Source organism: Agrobacterium sp. NPDC089420 (genome assembly GCF_044900305.1).
GTDB lineage: Bacteria > Pseudomonadota > Alphaproteobacteria > Rhizobiales > Rhizobiaceae > Agrobacterium.
The window spans coordinates 1-17,951 of record NZ_JBJDMY010000020.1 but is presented as its reverse complement, the minus strand read 5'-3'; the positions used below and the strand labels follow the sequence as shown (position 1 = coordinate 17,951).

The 17,951-nt window shown below is 61.3% G+C and carries 18 protein-coding genes; 14 read left to right on the top strand and 4 right to left on the bottom strand.

The window, feature by feature from the left end:
* Positions 1-11: 11 nt before the first annotated feature.
* The gene (locus ACI2KA_RS23335; RefSeq protein WP_404504846.1) at positions 12-560 is read right to left on the bottom strand and encodes a TRAP transporter small permease subunit; all 549 of its coding nucleotides are present in this window, start codon (positions 558-560) and stop codon (positions 12-14) included.
* A 369-nt stretch (positions 561-929) separates the two neighbouring features.
* On the opposite strand from ACI2KA_RS23335, the gene ACI2KA_RS23330 reads away from it, so the two are divergent.
* Both ACI2KA_RS23330 and ACI2KA_RS23325 read left to right on the top strand, forming a co-directional pair.
* Positions 930-2,024: a cupin domain-containing protein gene (locus tag ACI2KA_RS23330; protein WP_404504845.1), complete on the top strand. Its 1,095-nt coding sequence runs from the start codon at positions 930-932 to the stop codon at positions 2,022-2,024.
* Between the two features lie 21 nt (positions 2,025-2,045).
* Positions 2,046-2,846: a maleylpyruvate isomerase family mycothiol-dependent enzyme gene (locus tag ACI2KA_RS23325; RefSeq protein ID WP_404504844.1), complete on the top strand. Its 801-nt coding sequence runs from the start codon at positions 2,046-2,048 to the stop codon at positions 2,844-2,846.
* Positions 2,847-2,874: 28 nt separating this feature from the next.
* On the opposite strand, the gene ACI2KA_RS23320 is transcribed toward ACI2KA_RS23325, so the two are convergent.
* Positions 2,875-3,705: an IclR family transcriptional regulator gene (locus ACI2KA_RS23320; protein WP_404504843.1), complete on the bottom strand. Its 831-nt coding sequence runs from the start codon at positions 3,703-3,705 to the stop codon at positions 2,875-2,877.
* The gene (locus tag ACI2KA_RS23315; RefSeq protein WP_404504841.1) at positions 3,702-4,103 is read right to left on the bottom strand and encodes an acyl-CoA thioesterase; all 402 of its coding nucleotides are present in this window, start codon (positions 4,101-4,103) and stop codon (positions 3,702-3,704) included. The genes ACI2KA_RS23320 and ACI2KA_RS23315 overlap by 4 nt, the downstream gene beginning before the upstream one ends.
* Positions 4,104-4,185: 82 nt before the next feature.
* On the opposite strand from ACI2KA_RS23315, the gene ACI2KA_RS23310 reads away from it, so the two are divergent.
* The 9 genes from ACI2KA_RS23310 (at position 4,186) to ACI2KA_RS23270 (ending at position 13,123) form a co-directional block, all read left to right on the top strand.
* A complete protein-coding gene (locus ACI2KA_RS23310; protein ID WP_404504840.1) occupies positions 4,186-5,328 on the top strand; it encodes an FAD-dependent monooxygenase in 1,143 nt (380 codons plus the stop codon).
* Between the two features lie 11 nt (positions 5,329-5,339).
* Positions 5,340-7,007 (top strand): benzoate-CoA ligase family protein, encoded by a 1,668-nt coding sequence (locus ACI2KA_RS23305; protein WP_404504839.1) that lies wholly within the window; start codon positions 5,340-5,342, stop codon positions 7,005-7,007.
* 86 nt (positions 7,008-7,093) lie between these two features.
* Entirely contained in the window at positions 7,094-7,822 is a 729-nt protein-coding gene (locus ACI2KA_RS23300) for a fumarylacetoacetate hydrolase family protein (RefSeq protein WP_404504838.1), read from the top strand.
* A complete protein-coding gene (maiA, locus tag ACI2KA_RS23295) occupies positions 7,819-8,469 on the top strand; it encodes a maleylacetoacetate isomerase (protein WP_404504837.1) in 651 nt (216 codons plus the stop codon). Before ACI2KA_RS23300 ends, maiA begins: the two co-directional genes overlap by 4 nt.
* A 32-nt stretch (positions 8,470-8,501) precedes the next feature.
* The gene (locus ACI2KA_RS23290; RefSeq protein ID WP_404504836.1) at positions 8,502-9,701 is read left to right on the top strand and encodes an ABC transporter substrate-binding protein; all 1,200 of its coding nucleotides are present in this window, start codon (positions 8,502-8,504) and stop codon (positions 9,699-9,701) included.
* Between the two features lie 45 nt (positions 9,702-9,746).
* Positions 9,747-10,661: a branched-chain amino acid ABC transporter permease gene (locus tag ACI2KA_RS23285; RefSeq protein ID WP_404504883.1), complete on the top strand. Its 915-nt coding sequence runs from the start codon at positions 9,747-9,749 to the stop codon at positions 10,659-10,661.
* Between the two features lie 4 nt (positions 10,662-10,665).
* Positions 10,666-11,676 carry a branched-chain amino acid ABC transporter permease gene (locus ACI2KA_RS23280; RefSeq protein ID WP_404504835.1) on the top strand — a complete coding sequence of 337 codons (1,011 nt, stop codon included), beginning with the start codon at positions 10,666-10,668 and terminating at the stop codon, positions 11,674-11,676.
* Positions 11,673-12,422: an ABC transporter ATP-binding protein gene (locus tag ACI2KA_RS23275; RefSeq protein ID WP_404504834.1), complete on the top strand. Its 750-nt coding sequence runs from the start codon at positions 11,673-11,675 to the stop codon at positions 12,420-12,422. The genes ACI2KA_RS23280 and ACI2KA_RS23275 overlap by 4 nt, the downstream gene beginning before the upstream one ends.
* Positions 12,422-13,123 (top strand): ABC transporter ATP-binding protein, encoded by a 702-nt coding sequence (locus ACI2KA_RS23270; protein WP_404504833.1) that lies wholly within the window; start codon positions 12,422-12,424, stop codon positions 13,121-13,123. Before ACI2KA_RS23275 ends, ACI2KA_RS23270 begins: the two co-directional genes overlap by 1 nt.
* A gap of 27 nt (positions 13,124-13,150) precedes the next feature.
* Here ACI2KA_RS23270 and ACI2KA_RS23265 read toward each other — a convergent pair whose 3' ends face one another.
* Positions 13,151-13,774 (bottom strand): TetR/AcrR family transcriptional regulator, encoded by a 624-nt coding sequence (locus ACI2KA_RS23265; RefSeq protein WP_404504832.1) that lies wholly within the window; start codon positions 13,772-13,774, stop codon positions 13,151-13,153.
* A 197-nt stretch (positions 13,775-13,971) separates the two neighbouring features.
* Between ACI2KA_RS23265 and ACI2KA_RS23260 the strand changes: the two genes are divergently transcribed.
* From ACI2KA_RS23260 to ACI2KA_RS23250, 3 genes are all read left to right on the top strand, one after another.
* Positions 13,972-15,165, top strand: a complete 1,194-nt coding sequence (locus ACI2KA_RS23260) for an ABC transporter substrate-binding protein (protein WP_404504831.1) — start codon at positions 13,972-13,974, stop codon at positions 15,163-15,165.
* Between the two features lie 149 nt (positions 15,166-15,314).
* Positions 15,315-16,712 (top strand): aminomethyl transferase family protein, encoded by a 1,398-nt coding sequence (locus tag ACI2KA_RS23255; protein ID WP_404504830.1) that lies wholly within the window; start codon positions 15,315-15,317, stop codon positions 16,710-16,712.
* Between the two features lie 161 nt (positions 16,713-16,873).
* The gene (locus tag ACI2KA_RS23250; RefSeq protein ID WP_404504829.1) at positions 16,874-17,800 is read left to right on the top strand and encodes a methylenetetrahydrofolate reductase; all 927 of its coding nucleotides are present in this window, start codon (positions 16,874-16,876) and stop codon (positions 17,798-17,800) included.
* Positions 17,801-17,951 lie beyond the last annotated feature (151 nt).

Here is a 17,951-nt window from a genome sequence, read left to right as displayed (position 1 = left end):
TTTTCCTTCGATCAGAGCATCGCCGCTGCGGCGTCAGCCGCTGCAACCGGATCGGGGATATCGCCGCGCAGGATTGCGACGCGCTTGATGAGTTCCGAGATGCCCTGGAGGGCGAGAAGGCTGAAGCCGATCGGTATCAGCGCCCAGACCGGCCATTGAATGAGGCCGCCCGTGTTGTTCGAAACTTCGCCGGAGGCAAGTTTCTGCAGAAAGACGGGCCATGAGAGATAGACCGTGATGAGGCAGAAAGGCATGAGAAAGAAGATGGTCCCGAGAATATCGACCCACAGCTGTCCCTTGCGCGGAAGATTCCCGTAGATGAGATCGACCTTCACATGCTCGTTGTTGAGAAGCGTATAGGCCGCGGCGATCAGAAAGACCGCGGAAAACAAATACCACTGCGATTCAAGCCAGGCATTGGAACTGATTGAAAACGCCTTGCGCATGACGGCATTGATGGCGCTGATGAAGATGGCCGCGAGCAGCAGCCAGGAAATGGCTTTGCCAATGGCTGAATTGGCGGCATCAATGGCGCGCGAAACGGCCAATAGAAATTTCATGATATCCTCCCCGGAAGCGGCCGCGTGCTCCTCATTACACGTGGGGCCGCCATAGTCCGGGCAGGATAACAATGGCGGCTTTGGCCTCAAGGGTCAGCGCCGGCGAATTTATCGAGACGTACCGAGAACTGGGTATGCCGCGTTTGAGGCGGCCAGATGCTCCGTCGGCCAAGTTCCGTGAGATGCTTTCCGCGCGCCGGCTCATGCTGCCGCCATGGTTCGGTTTCCACCCCGGCGGTCCGGATGCGCCGGATTTTCAAAAAAGTCCCGAAAAATCTTTATTGCATTTGAAGAAATCAATTTTACTATATGCAATAAGCGCGCGGCATCTTGCCAGCCTGATGCGCCGAACAGGGAGGAAGATAGAGGATGCAAACAGAGGCAAAGCGCAATGTGATGGCGCCCGAAGACACGGAAGAATTGCGGCAACTCTATTCGGATTTCGAGGCCGAGCACCTCAAGCCCCTTTGGACCCAGATCGATGATCTGATGCCGGTGGTGCCTAATCCCAAGGCGGTGGCGCATGTGTGGAAGTGGTCGCGGCTTTATCCGCTTGCGCAACGTTCGGGCGATCTCGTTCCGGTCGGGCGCGGCGGGGAGCGGCGGGCGATCGGGCTTGCCAATCCGGGGCTGGGCGGAAGGGCCTATGTCAGCCCGACGCTCTGGGCCGCGATCCAGTATCTCGGCCCGCGCGAGACAGCGCCCGAACATCGCCATGCACAGAACGCCTTCCGTTTCGTCGTTGAAGGCGAGGGGGTATGGACCGTGGTGAACGGTGACCCGGTGCGCATGAGCCGGGGTGATTTCCTGCTCACGCCGGGCTGGCATTTTCATGGCCACCACAATGATACCGACAGTCCGATGGCCTGGATCGACGGGCTCGACATCCCCTTTTCCTATCAGAACGATGTGGGCTTCTTTGAGTTCGGGTCGGACCGCGTCACCGATTATGCGACGCCGAAATTTTCGCGGGGCGAAAGGCTCTGGTGTCACCCGGGGCTGCGGCCGCTCTCCGGCCTTGCGGCAACCGTGTCGTCGCCGATCGGTGCCTATCGCTGGGAACATACCGACCGCGCCCTGACCGAGCAGCTGCTGCTGGAAGAGGAAGGGCAGCCGGCGACCATCGGGCCGGGGCACGCGGCGATACGCTACATCAACCCGACCACCGGCGGCGATGTCATGCCGACGATAAGGGCGGAATTCCATCGCCTGCGGGAGGGCTCGGTCTCACCCCGCCGGCGCGAGGTGGGCTCTTCGGTTTTTCAGGTGTTCGACGGCGTGGGTTCCGTTGTGCTCAACGGCAAGGAACAGAGGCTGGACAAGGGCGATATGTTCGTCGTGCCATCCTGGGTGCAATGGTCCCTGCAGGCGGAAAGCCAGTTCGATCTCTTCCGCTTTTCGGATGCGCCGATCATGGAGCGGCTGCATTTCGCCCGCACCCATGTGGAAGAGCGTGACCGTTGAGGCGATCGGAGGGGATGGACGATGTCTTCTGATCTGAGCGACGCCCGTTTGAAACTGCGCGAACGTCTTGGGGCCGGCGCCCGTTACGATTCGCCGGCGGCGCCGGTAGCCGAATTGCGATATGCCCGGCTGGGAACCGCCTATTTCGCGAGAAAACTGAACGAGCTCTCCGATGACGAACTCGCTTGCCCGTCGCTCGTTCCCGGCTGGAGCAGACGGCACGTCATCGCCCATATCGGCTTTCAGGCGCGGGCTCTTGCCCGGCTGGTGGAGGCCGCGCGGCTGGGGCGAGCGCAGGAAGTGCTGGAAGAGCCGGATGCGCAGAATGAGGATATCGACGTCGGCGCGAGTTTGCCGGCCCATGCGCTGCGGTATCTTTTCAAACATTCGCAGGTACATCTGGATGTCGAGTGGCGCGATCTCAACGCGACCGGGTGGCGGGCGGAAGTGGAGCCGCTGGCTGGCGGTCTTGTGGGTATCGGTCAGACCCCCTGGCTGCGCGCCTCGGAAATATGGCTGCGGGCCGTCGATCTCGACAATGGTGCCTCGTTGCTGGATTTCCCGTCCGACGTGGTGGATCGTCTTCTGGAAGAGGCTGCAGAAGCCTTCGCACTGCGTGGCCTGCCGTTTTCATTGGCGCTGAAGCCGACGGACCGGCCGGGGTCCATCGTCATTGGTGCCGGCGAAAACATGGTCAGCGCCCCGGCCGCCGACTTGCTTCGGTGGTTGACGGGCCGCGGCGTGCGCCATGGCCTTGTCGTTGGCGGCAGGATTGAAGATCCGCCTTTCTGGCCGCAACCCGCCTCCGGGGTTTTGGCCTGAGGCCGGCGCAGCGTTGCCGGACAGATGGCTATGGCTTTGAGGCGGGCCATTGCCGCCGGCTGGAAATGGCTTTCGTAAAATCGAGCAGCTGGCCCACGGCGGGATTGTCCGCCGAGAGAATCTGATCGGAGGTGCTGATCAGGGTAACGGCGGCTTCGGCCTCGCCCTGCCAGTTGATGACCGGTGCCGCCACTGCCCGAAGACCCGGGACGTAACGGCCATCGACGGCAGCAAAGCCATCGGCGCGAATGGTCTCGGCCAGCCGGTCGATGCTTGCGCCGCTGAGGTCGAGGTCGGGCCAGGAGAGGCCGGCATCCATGGCGCGTTCGACCTCGAGATAAAGCCGGGCGGCGGTGACATGGCGCGGCAGAAAGGCGAGAAAGACCCGGCCGCTGGACGAGGTGAGAAGCGGCAGGCTGCTGCCGAGGCCGAAGGACGTCACCATCGGGCTGGGCGCCCGGCACCAGCGGATCACGGTCGCGCCCTGGCTGCCCCAGACGGTCAAAAGCACCGTCAGGCCGGTCTGTTCCACGAGGTCCGGCAGCGCATCGGCGGCCTGATTGACGAAATCGCTGCGGCCGAGCGCGGCAATGCCGAGGGACGCGGCAAACGGCCCCAGTTCATAGCGGCCGGACCGCTGGGTCTGCCGGACAAATCCGGCATGGATGAAGCTTGCAAGATAACGATGCACCTTGCTGGACGGCATGTTGACCGCCCGCGCGATATCGATCAATGCGGCCGGTCCTTCGAAATCTGCCAAGGCGTGCAGCACGGTCAGCGCCGCATCCAGCGCCTGAATGCCGCCGCGGGCATTGCCGTTTGCCGAAGTCTCGTTGTCGACATCGTCCTCGCCGCTCATGACATGCGTCTCCTGAATTCCTCGGATATGGGTGCGCCCTTGAGGCCACTCTCCGTCATGGCTGCCCATGCCCGAACCTCATAACCCTCCGCGATGATCTTTTCACCGGAAAAAATGCGATAGGCGATGCGAAACCTGCGCTCCTGCCATTCCACGATGGCGGCTTCGATGCGGATCCTGTCGTCATAGCGGGCCGGAGCCTTGAACTGCAAGCCCACATCCACCAGCGGCGTCACCGCGCCGAATTCCGCCCGGTTTTGTCGCTGCCCCAGATGCCGCGAGCGCAACAGCTTCTGGAAGGTGCAGTCCAGCCAATAGAAATAGTTCGGATAAAAGACGATGCCCGCCTCGTCGCAATCGCCCCACTCCACCGTGATTTCCGTTTCGAAACTTTTCATTCGTTGCACTCCATAAAATCTATTGCACTATACGTAATATCCGCTAGATTGATGAAAAGCAATTGCGTGAGGGAGGATGCGCATGAAGCGGGTGGCTATCGTTGGCGGCGGGCCGGGAGGGCTTTATTTCGCCTGTCTTTGGAAGAGGCGACATCCGGCCGATCACGTGAAGGTATTCGAGCACAATCCCAAGGGCGCGACTTTCGGTTTCGGCGTTGTGTTCTCGGCAAGGGCCATGGATTTTCTGCGAGCCGACGATCCGGACATGGCGGATCTCGTTACCGCCCGCATGGAAACCTGGTCGGATATCACCCTCGTCCACCGGGGCGAGAGGGTGGCGCTGGATGGCATCGGGTTCTCGGCCATCGGTCGCCTCGACCTTATCCTTCTCCTGACGGAGAGGGCACGCGCGGCAGGTGTCGAACTTTCATTCGCGACCACGGTACAGTCGGTCGCGGAACTTGACGGTTACGACCTGGTTGTTGCCGCCGATGGCGTCAATTCGCTGGTGCGCCGGGCGTTTGAAGGCGACTTTCAGACGTCGCTTTCCTATCTCGACGAAAAATTCGTCTGGTTCGGCACCACCAAACGTTTCGAGACGTTGACGCAAACTTTCGTCGAAACGGAATTCGGCGCTTTCAACGCCCACCATTATCGTTATTCGCCGACCATGAGCACATTCATCGTCGAGTGCGATCGGGCAAGCTGGCTGAATGCCGGTTTCGACCGTCTCGGGCCGGAAGACAGCAGGGCGCGCTGCGAGGCGATCTTTGCCGAAGCGCTGGACGGACACGGGCTTGTCGCCAACAAATCCCACTGGCGCAATTTCCCCTGGATATGGAATGGGCGCTGGTCGCATCGCAACATGGTGCTGATCGGCGACGCGCTGCATACCGCCCATTATTCCATCGGATCCGGCACCCGGCTGGCGCTCGAGGACGTTCTGGCGCTCGTAAAGGCGCTCGAGGCGCATCCGGGCGATTTGCGTGATGGTCTTGAACATTATCAGGCGGAGCGGCAGCCGGTGGTGGAAAAACTGGTGCGGGCGGCACGCGAGAGCGCTGGCTGGTATGCGGATGTTCCAAAACACATGCGCCTTTCGCCGCTCGATTTCGCCCATAGCTACATCACCCGTTCCGGCCGCATCGACGATGAGCGGCTACGGTCGATGTCCCCGCATTTCATGCAGCGTTACGACGCCTCGCGTCCGCGCCCTGCCGCCTGAAGGAGGATATGATGACCGTTCAGGCCAAGCTTCACGAAACCCTGCCGCAACTGCCCGACGATGCCGTGCCGCACGATGCCGCCGGAAGTCTCGAAATCGGCTTTTCCGTGCCGGAAATTTATAATGCCAGCGCCATTCTTTTCGACAATCTGGAGCGGGGACGGGGCGACCACCCGGCCGTAATCGGTCCGGCCGGTTCACGCAGCTATGCCGAGCTCTGCGCCGACGCCTGCCGTTTCGGCAATGCCCTTATAGGCTCCGGTCTTGAGCTTGGCGAAAGGGTGCTGCTGTTTCTCGACGATACGCCCGCCTGTCCGGCGGCGTTGTTTGGTGCGCTCCGGGCCGGTTTCGTGCCGTTGCTCATCAATACGCTGACGCCGCCGGATCTTCTGAACTTCTATCTCCAGGATTCTTCCGCGCGGATCGCCATCGTTGATGCCGGTTTCGCATCCCGTTTCGACGGGGTCGCCTGCGCCGATACGCTTCTGGAAAAGCTCGTCGTCGTCAACGGTGCCGCTCCGGCGGATTGTCCGGTGCCCACGGTGGAAGCGGAAATATTTGTCGCCCATGCCGGCACGACGCTCGCAGCCGCGCCGACACGTCGAAACGACATGGCGTTCTGGCAATATTCGTCCGGCTCCACCGGTCGCCCCAAGGGCATTGTTCACCTGCAGCATGACATGGCTTTCACGGCGCAGTCCTTCGGACGCCATGTGCTTGATATCGCGCCCGATGACATCTGCTTTTCGGTGCCGAAGATTTTCTTCGCCTATGGCCTCGGCAATTCGCTCACCTTTCCGTTTTCAGTCGGGGCGACCAGCGTTCTCGTTCCGGGGCAGCCAAAGGCTGAGGTGGTCTTCGAGGCAATCCGGCGTTACCGGCCGACACATTTCTTCGGGCTGCCGACACTTTATACCGCGCTGATCAACGCGCCGGAGGCGGCGAAAGCCGATCTTGGCAGCCTGAAACTCTGCCTTTCGGCTGCGGAAGTGCTGGCAAACGAAGTGGCGGACGCCTGGCGGGCGCTGTCCGGTCACGACATTATTGAAGGTCTGGGGTCCACCGAGGTGCTGCATATCTATCTTTCGAATACGAAAGAGGCGCGGCGGCCGGGGGCGGCCGGGCTGCGGGTGCCGGGTTACGAGATTGCGCTGCGCGATCCCGACGGTAACGGGGTGGCGGATGGCGAGAGCGGCGTCTTATGGGTGCGCGGCGATTCCAACGCGCCGTTTTACTGGAACCGCCCCGACAAGACGGCCGACACCATGCGTGGCGACGGCTGGATCTACACCTCCGACCGCATGAAGCGTGATTCCGACGGTTTTTATTATTTTCTCGGCCGTGCCGATGAATTCGTCAAGGTTTCCGGCCAATGGGTCTATCCGCTGGAAGTGGAACTCTGCCTTGCCGACCATCCGCTGGTGCGCGAATGCGCGGTGCTGGCGGTGGAAATGGCCGACCGGCGCATGACGCTTCAGGCTTTCGTGGTTCTCGATGCGCCGGATGCGGATGCCGCCGCCGCCGCCGAGACGCTCAAGCAACACGTGAAGAAGACGCTGCTGCCGTACAAATATCCGCGCAGCGTCATTTTCTTTGAGGAGTTGCCCAAGACGGGGACCGGCAAGATCGACCGTCAGACCCTGCGGAAAATCGATCTGAGCGAACGAATGGTCCATTGAAGACGGACTGCCCGACAGGATCACAGACATGGTCTGGCGCCGTTTCGAGGCTCTCAGACCCGGATAAATGACAGATTGGAAAACCAATGAGCGATTTCGAATTCGATCCCCCGGCACCGGCGTCCATTGCCATCCATGACAGCCGGAGCCGTTTTCCGGTGCGGCGCATCTTCTGCGTCGGGCGTAACTATGCCGCCCATGCCCGCGAGATGGGCAAGGACCCGGACCGGGAACCGCCGTTCTTCTTCACCAAACCGGCGGATGCCGTGGTGGACAACGGCAGCAGAATTCCCTATCCGCCGGAAACTGCGGATTTTCATTACGAGATCGAACTCATCGTCGCGATCGGCCAGGATTGCGTGGATGTGCCGCAGGAAGCGGCCCTCGACATGGTCTGGGGTTATGGCGTGGGCATCGATCTCACCCGCCGCGATCTGCAACTGGCGGCGCGCGACAAGGGGCGGCCCTGGGACTGGGGCAAGGCCTTCGACCTTTCCGCCCCGATCGCTCCGCTTCACCGCGCCGCGCAGGTGGGGCATCCCTCGCAGGGGCGCATCTGGCTTGCTGTCAACGGCGTCAGCCGGCAGGAAGCCGATATTGCCGAGCTGATCTGGGACGTGCCGGAAATCATTTCCATCCTGTCGCGGTCCATGGCTCTGAAGCGCGGCGATATCATCATGACGGGAACTCCGGCGGGTGTGGGTGCGATCGTGCCCGGTGACAGGGTGACCGGCGGTATCGACGGGCTGGGTGAGATAGAAATCGAGATCGCGGAACCCGCATCCACCGCACGGCATGGGGGAAAGGCGGCATGAATCGCCCGATCCTGCATAATTATTTCAGAAGTTCGACGTCCTATCGCGTCCGGATCGCCCTGGCGCTCAAGGGTGTCGATTATGACTATGAAGCCTTTCACCTGCGCAAGGGCGAACAGCTGTCCGACCGTTTCCTGAGGCTCAACCCGCAGGGCCTCGTACCGGCGCTGACATGGGCCGACGGCGAGACCTATACGCAGTCGCTGGCGATCATCGAGTTTCTGGATGAAAAAATCCCGGAACCGGCTCTGTTGCCAAAGGATGCCGAAGGGCGGCAGCGTGTGCGCAGCCTTGCGCAGATGATCGCGCTCGATATCCATCCAATCAATAATCTGAGGGTGCTGGCCTATCTCAAGGAGCATTTCGGCGCCGACGAGAAAGCGCAGGCGGCCTGGTTCCGGCACTGGGTGGCCGAGACCTTCGCGCCATTGGAGCGGCGGCTTGCGACGGAGCCGGAAACCGGCCGCTTCTGCCACGGTGACAGCGTGACGCTGGCAGATATCTGCCTTGCGGCGCAGCTCGTCAACAATAAGCGTTTCGACGTGGATATGGCGGCCTATCCGCATATTGGCAGGATCGGCCAGGCGCTTTCGGAACTGGAGGCGTTCCGCAAGGCGGCCCCCGGCAACCAGCCGGACAACGAATAGGACAACAAAAGTTTTCAGGGAGGGAGAACGACATGAAATATTTCGCAGCAGCGGCCCTGGCCGCCTTGCTTGTGCATGGAACGGCGGGTGCGCAGGAACCGGCCAAACAGGCGCCGATCAAGATCGGTTTCATCACCACCCTCACCACCCCGGCCGCATCCATCGGCAACGATATGGTCGATGCGGTGAAGCTCGCAGTCGAGCATTCCGGTGGCGCGATCGCCGGCCGGCCGATCGAGGTGGTTTTCGAAGATGACGGGCTGAAGCCTGAACTCGGCCGCCAGAAGGCCGAAAAGCTGGTGCGGCAGGACAATGTCGATATCGTCGCCGGTTTCATCTGGTCCAACGTGCTGATGGCGGCGCGCAAATCGGTGCTCGATTCCGGCAAGTTCCTGATCAGCACCAATGCCGGCCCTTCAGACCTTGCCGGCAAGCTTTGCAGCCCGAATTTCTTCTCGCTGCGCGGCCAGAACGACATGGTGCCGATCGCGCTCGGCAAGGTCATGAATGAGCGCGGCGTGAAGAAGCTCTATGTGATGGCCCCGAATTATACCGCCGGCAAGGACATGGCCGCCGGCGTTGAAAGCAGCTTCAAGGGTGAGGTCGCCGGCCGCGATTTCACCAAATGGGGCGACGATCCGCAGCTCGATTTTTCGGCGGAATTCGCCAAGGTGGCGGCGTCGGGCGCGGATGCGCTCTTTGCCTTCTATCCCGGCCGCGCGGCGATCTTCGCCCGCCAGTTCGAACAATCGGGCCTCAGCAAGAAGGTCAAGCTTTACAGCGTCTACACCATGGACCAGATCGCGCTACCGAAACTTCAGGAAGCGAAGATCGATGCGGTTTTGGGCACAAGTTCGGCGGATTACTGGTCGCCCGATCTCGCGACGCCCGCCAACCAGCGTTTCGTCGCCGATTTCAAGGCGAAATATAACCGCGTGCCCTCGAACTACGCGGCCGCGGCCTACGACCTCATCCCCTATGTCAAGGCGGCGGTGGAACAGGCCGGCGGCGACATTTCCGCCACGGATGCGGTTCGCGCCGCCCTCGTCAAGGCCGATTACGACTCCGTGCGCGGCCGCTACAAGCTCGCCCGCAATCATTTCCCCATCGACCGCTATCTCAGCCTGGAAGTCGCGCCCGATGCCAACGGTGTCTGGAGTCTGCGGTCAGACGGCCTGGAAATGACGGATCTCACCGATCCTTATGTGGAAGCCTGCCGTAACGGCGAATGACGGCATATCGTCCGGGCTGAACTTTCGGGGGAAGAGAGAATGGACATCATCCTGTTTGCCAATCAACTTCTGAACGGGGTTCAGCTCGGGCTGATCCTGTTTCTGCTGGCCGCCGGCCTGTCGCTGGTCTTCGGCATCATGGATTTCATCAATCTGGCGCATGGCGTTTTCTACATGATCGGCGCCTATATCTGCGCCACCGTCGCCATCGCGCTCGATTCCTTCGTGCTGGGCATGCTCGTCGCCCTGCCCGTGACGCTCGTGGCCGGTTTCGCGGCTGAATGGCTGATCGCGCGGCACTTCTACAGGCGCGATCATCTCGATCAGGTGCTTGCCACCTTCGGCCTGGTTCTCTGCGCGGATACGGCGGTGAAATATCTGTGGGGGCCGGAAGGCCTGTCCGTTCCCCTGCCGGCCTGGCTCGGCGGCCAGGTCGCGCTTGGCGGCGTGACCTTGCCGTCCTACCGCCTGTTCATCGTCGCGGTCGCCGCTCTGGTGGCCGTCGCGCTCTGGCAGGTGATCGCCCGCACGCGGGTCGGAATGATGGTGCGTGCATCCGCCTCGAATGAGGAAATGGCGCGTGCGCTCGGCATAGAGACGCGTATGGTCTTCGCGCTGGTCTTCGCCATCGGCGCGGTGCTGGCCGGCATCGGCGGCATCATGGTCGCGCCCATCACCGGCGCATCGATCGGCATGGGCAACCAGATCGTCATATTGGCGCTGGTGGTGATCATCATCGGCGGTATCGGCTCGATCATCGGCGCCTTTATCGCTTCCCTCGGCGTCGGACTGATCGATACGCTGGGCCGGGCCTATCTGCCGTCGCTGCTGAACGCGGTGTTTCCGCCTGAAATCGCCTCTTCGGCCGGGCCGTCGCTCGCCTCGATCCTGATCTATCTCACCATGACCCTGGTGCTGATCTTCCGGCCCGAGGGTCTTTTTCCTCCGGCAAGCAGGTGATGTGATGACAGAAAGCGTTTCGGTAATCGCCTCCTCGGCCGAGCCGACCTTGAGGCAGGGTGCAACGTCGGGCAGAACGGTGGACCGCGATCTGCTGACGGCGATTGCTGTCCTCCTGCTTTTGGCAGCCGCGCCCTTCGTGCTGGCGGCGCTCGGTCACGACTTCTGGGTGGAAGTCCTGCTGCGGGCGATGATCCTCGGCATTGCCGCCGTCAGCCTCAACTTCATCATCGGCCTTGGCGGGCTGGTCAGTCTCGGTCATGCGGCGTTTCTGGGCATCGGCGCTTATTCCGTGGGTATCCTCGCCGATCTCGACATTGACAACGGCTTCATCCAGCTGCTGGTCACGGTGGGCGTCAGCGGTGTCTTCGCCTGTCTGACGGGCCTTGTCGCGCTCAGAACGCGCGGCGTGCATTTCATCATGATCACGCTCGCTTTCGCGCAGATGGTCTATTTCACCATGATCGGGCTCAGGCAATTCGGCGGCGATGACGGGCTGACGATCAATTATCCCAGCAGCTTCGGTGCGTGGGTCGACCTCGGCGACAGGTCTGTCCTCTATTATGTGGTGCTTGCGGTACTGGCGCTCGTCATGCTCGGTTTTGCCCGTATCCGCCAATCCGATTTCGGCCTGCTCTTGAAGGCGGCGAAGGGCAACGAGCGGCGGGTGAGGGCGGTGGGCTTCGACCCTTATCGCTACCGTCTGGCCGCCTATATTGCCGCCGGCGTGGTCTGCGGTATCGCCGGTTTTCTCGACGCGAATTTCACCAGTTTCGTGACGCCGGAGGCGATGAGCTGGACGAGTTCGGCCGAACTGATCTTCATGGTCATCGTCGGTGGCGTTTCCACGGTCGCCGGTCCCGTCGTCGGTGCGCTGGTCTTTCTGCTGATCGAGGAATTTCTTGGCGGGCTGACGGTCTACTGGCACTTCTGGTTCGGTCTGTTCCTGATTGCCGTCGTGCTTTTCGCCAAGGGCGGTCTTGTCGGCCTCATCTGTTTTGGGAGGCGCGCATGAGTACGGTGCTCGAGGTTCGCAATCTGCAAAAATTCTTCGGCGGCCTGCATGCCACCCGCAATCTCTCCATGTCGCTTGTGAAAGGCGAGCTGCATGCGGTGATCGGCCCGAACGGTGCGGGCAAGACGACGCTGATCAGCCAGCTTTTCGGCGAAATCCTGCCGACATCCGGTGCGATCTTCATCAATGGTGTGGATGTGACCAGCCGTCCCTCCCATGAGCGGGCGCGGTTCGGCATGGCGCGGTCGTTCCAGATCACCACGCTGGTGCGCGATTTGAGCGTCGGAGAAAATGTGATCCTGGCGCTTCTGGCCAGCGACGGCCACGCCTTCCGCTTCTGGCGGCGGATTGACCGCAATCAGGATCTACAGGCGCGTGCTGCGCAGATGCTCGCCCTTATCGGCCTCAACGGCATGGATATGTCGCGAAAAGTGGCGGATCTCAGCCATGGCGAGCAGCGCATGCTGGAACTCGCCATCGCTTTGGCCGGCAATCCGGCGCTGGTTCTGCTCGACGAACCGATGGCTGGGCTGGGTTCTGAGGAAAGCCGGGCGATGACGCGATTTCTGGCCGGCCTCAAGGGGCTGATCACCATACTTCTGGTGGAGCACGACATGGAGGCGGTATTCGAACTGGCCGACCGGGTGACGGTTCTCGTGCGCGGCGAGATCGTCGCCGTCGGAACGCCGGCCGAAATCCGCGGTGATGCCCGGGTCCGGGAAGCCTATCTTGGGGAGGATGCCTGATGCTGAAAGTCCGCAATTTGACGAGCGGCTACGACCGCAGCCAGATCCTGTTCGACATGTCCTTCGAGGTCGAGGCCGGCGAGGTGGTCTGCCTGATGGGCCGCAATGGCATGGGCAAAACGACCACGGTGCGGGCGCTGATGGGCCTGTTGCCCGCCTGGAACGGCTCGGTCGAGTTCGACGGCAAGAGGCTCGACGGTCTTTCGGCGGCGCGTGTGGCCCGCAAGGGGCTGGGTCTGGTGCCGGAGGGACGGCAGGTTTTTCCGAACCTCACCGTCCATGAGAACCTGAAGGTGGCCGCCGCCAATCGCCGGGGCGAGCCGAATGGCTGGACCGTCGAGCGCATCTACGAGCTTTTTCCGGGACTTTCCGAAAGAAACGGCTCCTATGCCAATCTGCTCTCCGGCGGCGAGCAGCAGATGCTGGCGATCGGCCGGGCGCTGATGACCAATCCCCGCCTGTTGATCCTCGACGAGGCAACCGAAGGGCTGGCGCCCGTGGTACGCGACCAGATATGGCACTGCATCGCCCGCCTGCGCGCGCTGGGGCAATCCATCGTCGTCATCGACAAGCATATCAAGCGGCTGCTCGGCGTCGCCGACAGGTTCTATGTGGTGGAGAAGGGACGTGTGGTCTGGACGGGAGCGCCTGAGAAACTGCGGGCCGAGGAAGAGACGGTCAAGCAATTTCTGAGCGTCTGAGCCCTTCCCGAATGGGATGCATGGTCCTTATCCCTTGTGCGGCGCCGGCTGCGTTTTTCGCCGCGCCGCCCGGTCCGCGCACCAGGCATCGAGCAAGGGCGCATAGGCGGCATCGCCGCTTTTCCAGATCTTGTTGACGGCCATGCCCCGGATAAGATTGAGCGTCAGGGCAAGTTCCTCTTCCGCCTCTGCCGGCGCGTAACCGGTGGCGACGAATGTCTCGATCCAGGTCGCTTTCATGGCGCCGTGAAAATTTTCGAGAACCGGGCGCAGGCGTTCCATCAACACCTCGTCCGTGCGCGCGGTGATGACAACCTCGAGCGCGGCGATGAACGGCCAGTCGAAATAGATCGACAGGCAGTCTTTTACATATTCCCGCAGAGGTTCCGGCGAATGGCGCGCGGAGAGCGCGCGTTGACGGCCAAGCTGCGCGGCAAGTTCGTAAGTATGGCCGGTCGCGGCCACGACCAGATCGATCTTGGCGGGATAATGATGCACGCGCGCACCGCTCGAGACGCCCGCCCGCTCGTCGACAAGCGCCGTCGTCAGCCGCGCATTGCCCTGTTCGAAAAGCAGGTCGATTGTCGCCTGCAGGATTTTCTCCTTTGTTTCGGCGCTTCTTTCAGCCTGAGTGCGTCGCTTTTTCTGCATTGCCTGATGCCACTATCCTGTTTGTGCCCCATGGGCCGCCGCCTTCGTCATCCTGTCACTGTGCCCTGCCGCACATACTGGAGCTATTCCCCTATTCAATAGACGAAACTTTCCATAGCAGAGAATCTTTTTGTTGAAAACATACCGATTAAGCGGTATGTAAATGAAGCCGGAGAGGAGCCGGCACGGAGGGGAAAATGACACTCAAATATCTTGCGGCCGTCGCCGCCTTGTTCAGCCTTACGGAGCCGTTATCCGCGGAGGAACCGATAAAGATCGGCCTCGTCACCACGCTCACGACACCCGCCGCCATTATCGGACGGGATGTGGAAGATGCGATCCGGCTGTCGGTCGATCACGCGGGCGGCAGGATCGCCGGCAGGCCCATCGCACTCGTGGTCGAGGACGACGCCCTGAAACCGGATGTCGGCCGGCAGAAGACAGAGAAGCTCGTCCGCCAGGACAAGGTGGATTTCATCACCGGCTATATCTGGTCGAATGTTCTGCTCGCCTCACGCAAGAGCGCGCTCGATTCCGGCACGATCGTCGTCAGCACCAATGCAGCACCGTCCGACATGGCCGGAAAGCTATGCAATCCGAATTTTTACAGCATGCGCGGGCAGGGCGATGTGATGTCCATGGCGCTTGGCGAGGAACTGAACAAGCGTGGTGTCAAGGCGATCTATACCATGGCGCCGAATTATGCCGCCGGGCAGGACGTGGTCAAAGGTTTGGTCAATACGTTCAAGGGCAAGGTTGTCGGCCAGGATTTCACCAAATGGGGCGACGACCCGCAGCTCGATTTTTCCGCCGAGTTCAGCAAGGTCGCTGCGAGCGGGGCGGAAGCGCTGTTTGCTTTCTATCCCGGCCGTTCCGCCGCCTTCATGACGCAGTTCGAACAGTCCGGCCTCAAGGACAAGGTCAAGCTCTATACCGTCTATACGCTCGACCAGATCGCCCTGCCGGCGCTTCAGAAAGGCAATGCGACGGGTGCGCTCGGCTCGGTGCTGACGGATTATTGGTATCCCGATCTCGACACACCGGAAAACCGGCGCTTCGTTGCGGATTTCCGGCAGAAGTATGGGCGGGATCCCTCGAATTATGCGGCGGCGGCCTACGATGCCATCCAGCTGATCAAATCCGCCGTGGAAACCGCCAAGGGTGACCTCGAAAACAGAGCCGCCCTTCGTACCGCGCTTGAAGCCGCGGATTTCAAATCCGTTCGCGGCAAGCTGACTTTCGGCAAGAACCATATGCCGCTTGATAATTATTACGCCCTCGAAGTGGAGGCGGGGCCGGACGGCAAATGGCGCATGGGTTCGCCGCGGATCGCCATGGAGCGGGGTGAGGATCCTTACGTCTCGGCCTGCGACATGCCCGCCGCGAAGTAATCGCCGCTTTTCATCTGCGACCGAAACCGTCCCGGCATTGGCCGGGACCGGACGGCGGAGCCTGCGGAATTTTTCACGCCGACGCCGCGACCGCCCACCCTTGCGTGGCGGCATCATCTTCAAGCATCCCGAACAGGAAGGCCGATACCATGAAAAACCTGCAAGAGCTGATCGACTCGAAAGAAAATCTGGTCGACTATTTTTATAACGACACGATCTCCCAATATCACAAGTCGCGTACCAGCCTGTTTGCGACGCTGATAGCCCCGGAATACAGCAACTGGCGTGAGGAGCAGCGGGCCTGGCGTGAAAGCGCCGTTCTTTTCAATCAATCGCATCACATGCCGGTGCTTTATGTAAAAGGACCGGATGCGCAAAGGCTTCTGAGCGAGCTTTCACCCTGCTCCTTCGCCAATCTTTCCACCGGCCGCGCCAAGCAATATATCGCCTGCACCCCGCGCGGCCACCATATCGGCGATTGCATCCTCAACTATTACGGCGAGGATGAAGGGTTCGAACTGATCAGCGGCATGCCGGTTCTGAACTGGGTCCGGTATAATGGCGAAACCGGCGGCTACAATGTCGATTTCCGCTTCGACCCCACCACCCCCTACAGCCCGGATGGCAAACGCACGAAATATCGTTTCCAGATCGAAGGGCCGAATGCCCGCGACATTCTGGAGGACATCTGCGAAGGCGGCTGGCCGGAAATCAAGTTCTTCCACACGGCCTACGTCACCATCGCCGGCTGCCGGGTGCATGTGCTGCGCCACGGCATGGCCGGCCATGCCGGCGCGGAAATATCGGGCGCATTTTCGGAGATGGATATCGTCCGCGACGCTATCCTCAAGGCTGGCGAAAAGCACGGCCTGCTGCAGGCCGGCACCCGCACCTATTACAGCACACCGCTCGAAGACGGCTGGATACCCTATCCGCTGCCCGGCATCTATTCCGGTGAGGAGCTGCGGGCCTACCGCGAATGGCTTCCGGCCGATAGCTGGGAAGCCAACATGCAGCTCGGCGGCAGCCTCTATACCGGCAATATCGAGGATTATTACTGGACGCCCTGGGCGCTCGGTTATGAGCGCCTGGTCAAGTTCGACCATGACTTTATCGGCCGCCAGGCGCTGGAGGCGCAGCTTAAGGAGCCCCGCCGTGTGAAACGTGCCTTGCAGTGGAACCGGGAGGATGTGCTCAAGATATTTGCGTCGCAACTGGGTGATGGCCCCATCTACAAGGCCATCGATATGCCGACCGCCTATTTCGGCTGGCCGCAGGCCGACGAGGTGCGCTCAAAGGACGGCCGGTTGATCGGCATGTCGCAATATTGCGGTTACAACATCAATGAGCGCGACATGATCTCGCTCTGCGGCATAGACGAGGCCCATGCGGCCGTCGGCACCGAGGTCGTGCTGACCTGGGGCGAGGTGAATGGCGGCTCGCGCAAGCCGCATGTGGAGCGCCACACACAAACGACGATCAGGGCGAGGGTGTCTTCCATCCCCTATTCCAAGGCGGCGCAGGAAAAGCTGCGGGCGGTGATCTAAGCCCGCGCGGTTCACCCACGCTTCCGTGGAGCTCGAAGTCACGGCCTCTTTCACTGCGATGTGCCGGATGAAAGAGGCCGCCGGACTATCGAAATCTTTCGACGATCGATGCGGTTCGGCATGGGCTGGCGCATCCCCTCAATGTCCCTCCGGGAGGACGCATGGTGGCATTATTCGACCTGTTGAAAGGCAGACGCGAGGGGAAATCCCTTGATACTGCTGGTCTCAAGGCTCTCGTTTCCGGCTATTCCATTGAAGTGATGCCGAGAACGGCGGCAAAGATCGACGATTTCAGGGCTTTGCTGCCGGCCGGCACGCGGGTTTACATCGCCCATATAGAAGGAACGCCGATCGATGACATGGTGGCGACGGCAAGGCGTTTTCGCCAGCATGGCTTTCCGGTCATGCCGCATTTTCCGTCCCGTCTCATCCCGGATGCGGCGACGCTGGAAGAGTGGATCACGCGCTATAAAAACGAGGCCGGCGTGGAAGAGGCCCTGCTGCTGGGCGGCGGCGTTGCGACGCCGGCGGGGGATTTCGACAGCTCCATCGAGCTCATCGAAACCGGGCTGTTCGATCGTCATGGTTTCAGGAGGCTGCATGTCGCCGGGCATCCGGAGGGCAACAGGGCCATAGACAGGGACGGCTCCAGCCGCATCGTCGACAAAGCGCTGGCCCTCAAGCAGGATTATTGCGAGCGTACCGATGCGGACATGGCCATCGTGACGCAATTTGCCTTCGCCGCGCAGCCGGTGATCGCCTGGGCGGAGCGGATCGCAGCGGCCGGTATCACCCTGCCGATCCATGTCGGCATTGCCGGCCCCACCAAATTGCAGACGTTGATAAGATTTGCGATCGCCTGTGGCGTCGGCCCGTCGCTTGCCGTGCTGCAAAGGCGTGCGCTCGACTTGGGCCAGCTTCTGACGCCTTACGAACCAACCGAGGTTCTGGCGGAGATGGCTGATTACCGGGCGGCAAACCCGCAAAGCCGCATTGCGCAGGTCCATGTCTTCCCGCTCGGCGGCATCCGCGCCGGTGCCGATTGGATGAATGAACGGTTGAAAGACGAAGCGCGTGCCGTGCGGTGATCCACGCAGCCTTATCCTTCTGCACCCCATTTTAACGCGCCAGCCACAAACACGGAAAAACGCGATGACATCCTATGTTCTGACAGTAGCCTGCAAATCGACCCGCGGCATCGTCGCCGCGATTTCCGGTTATCTTTCGGAAAAAGGCTGC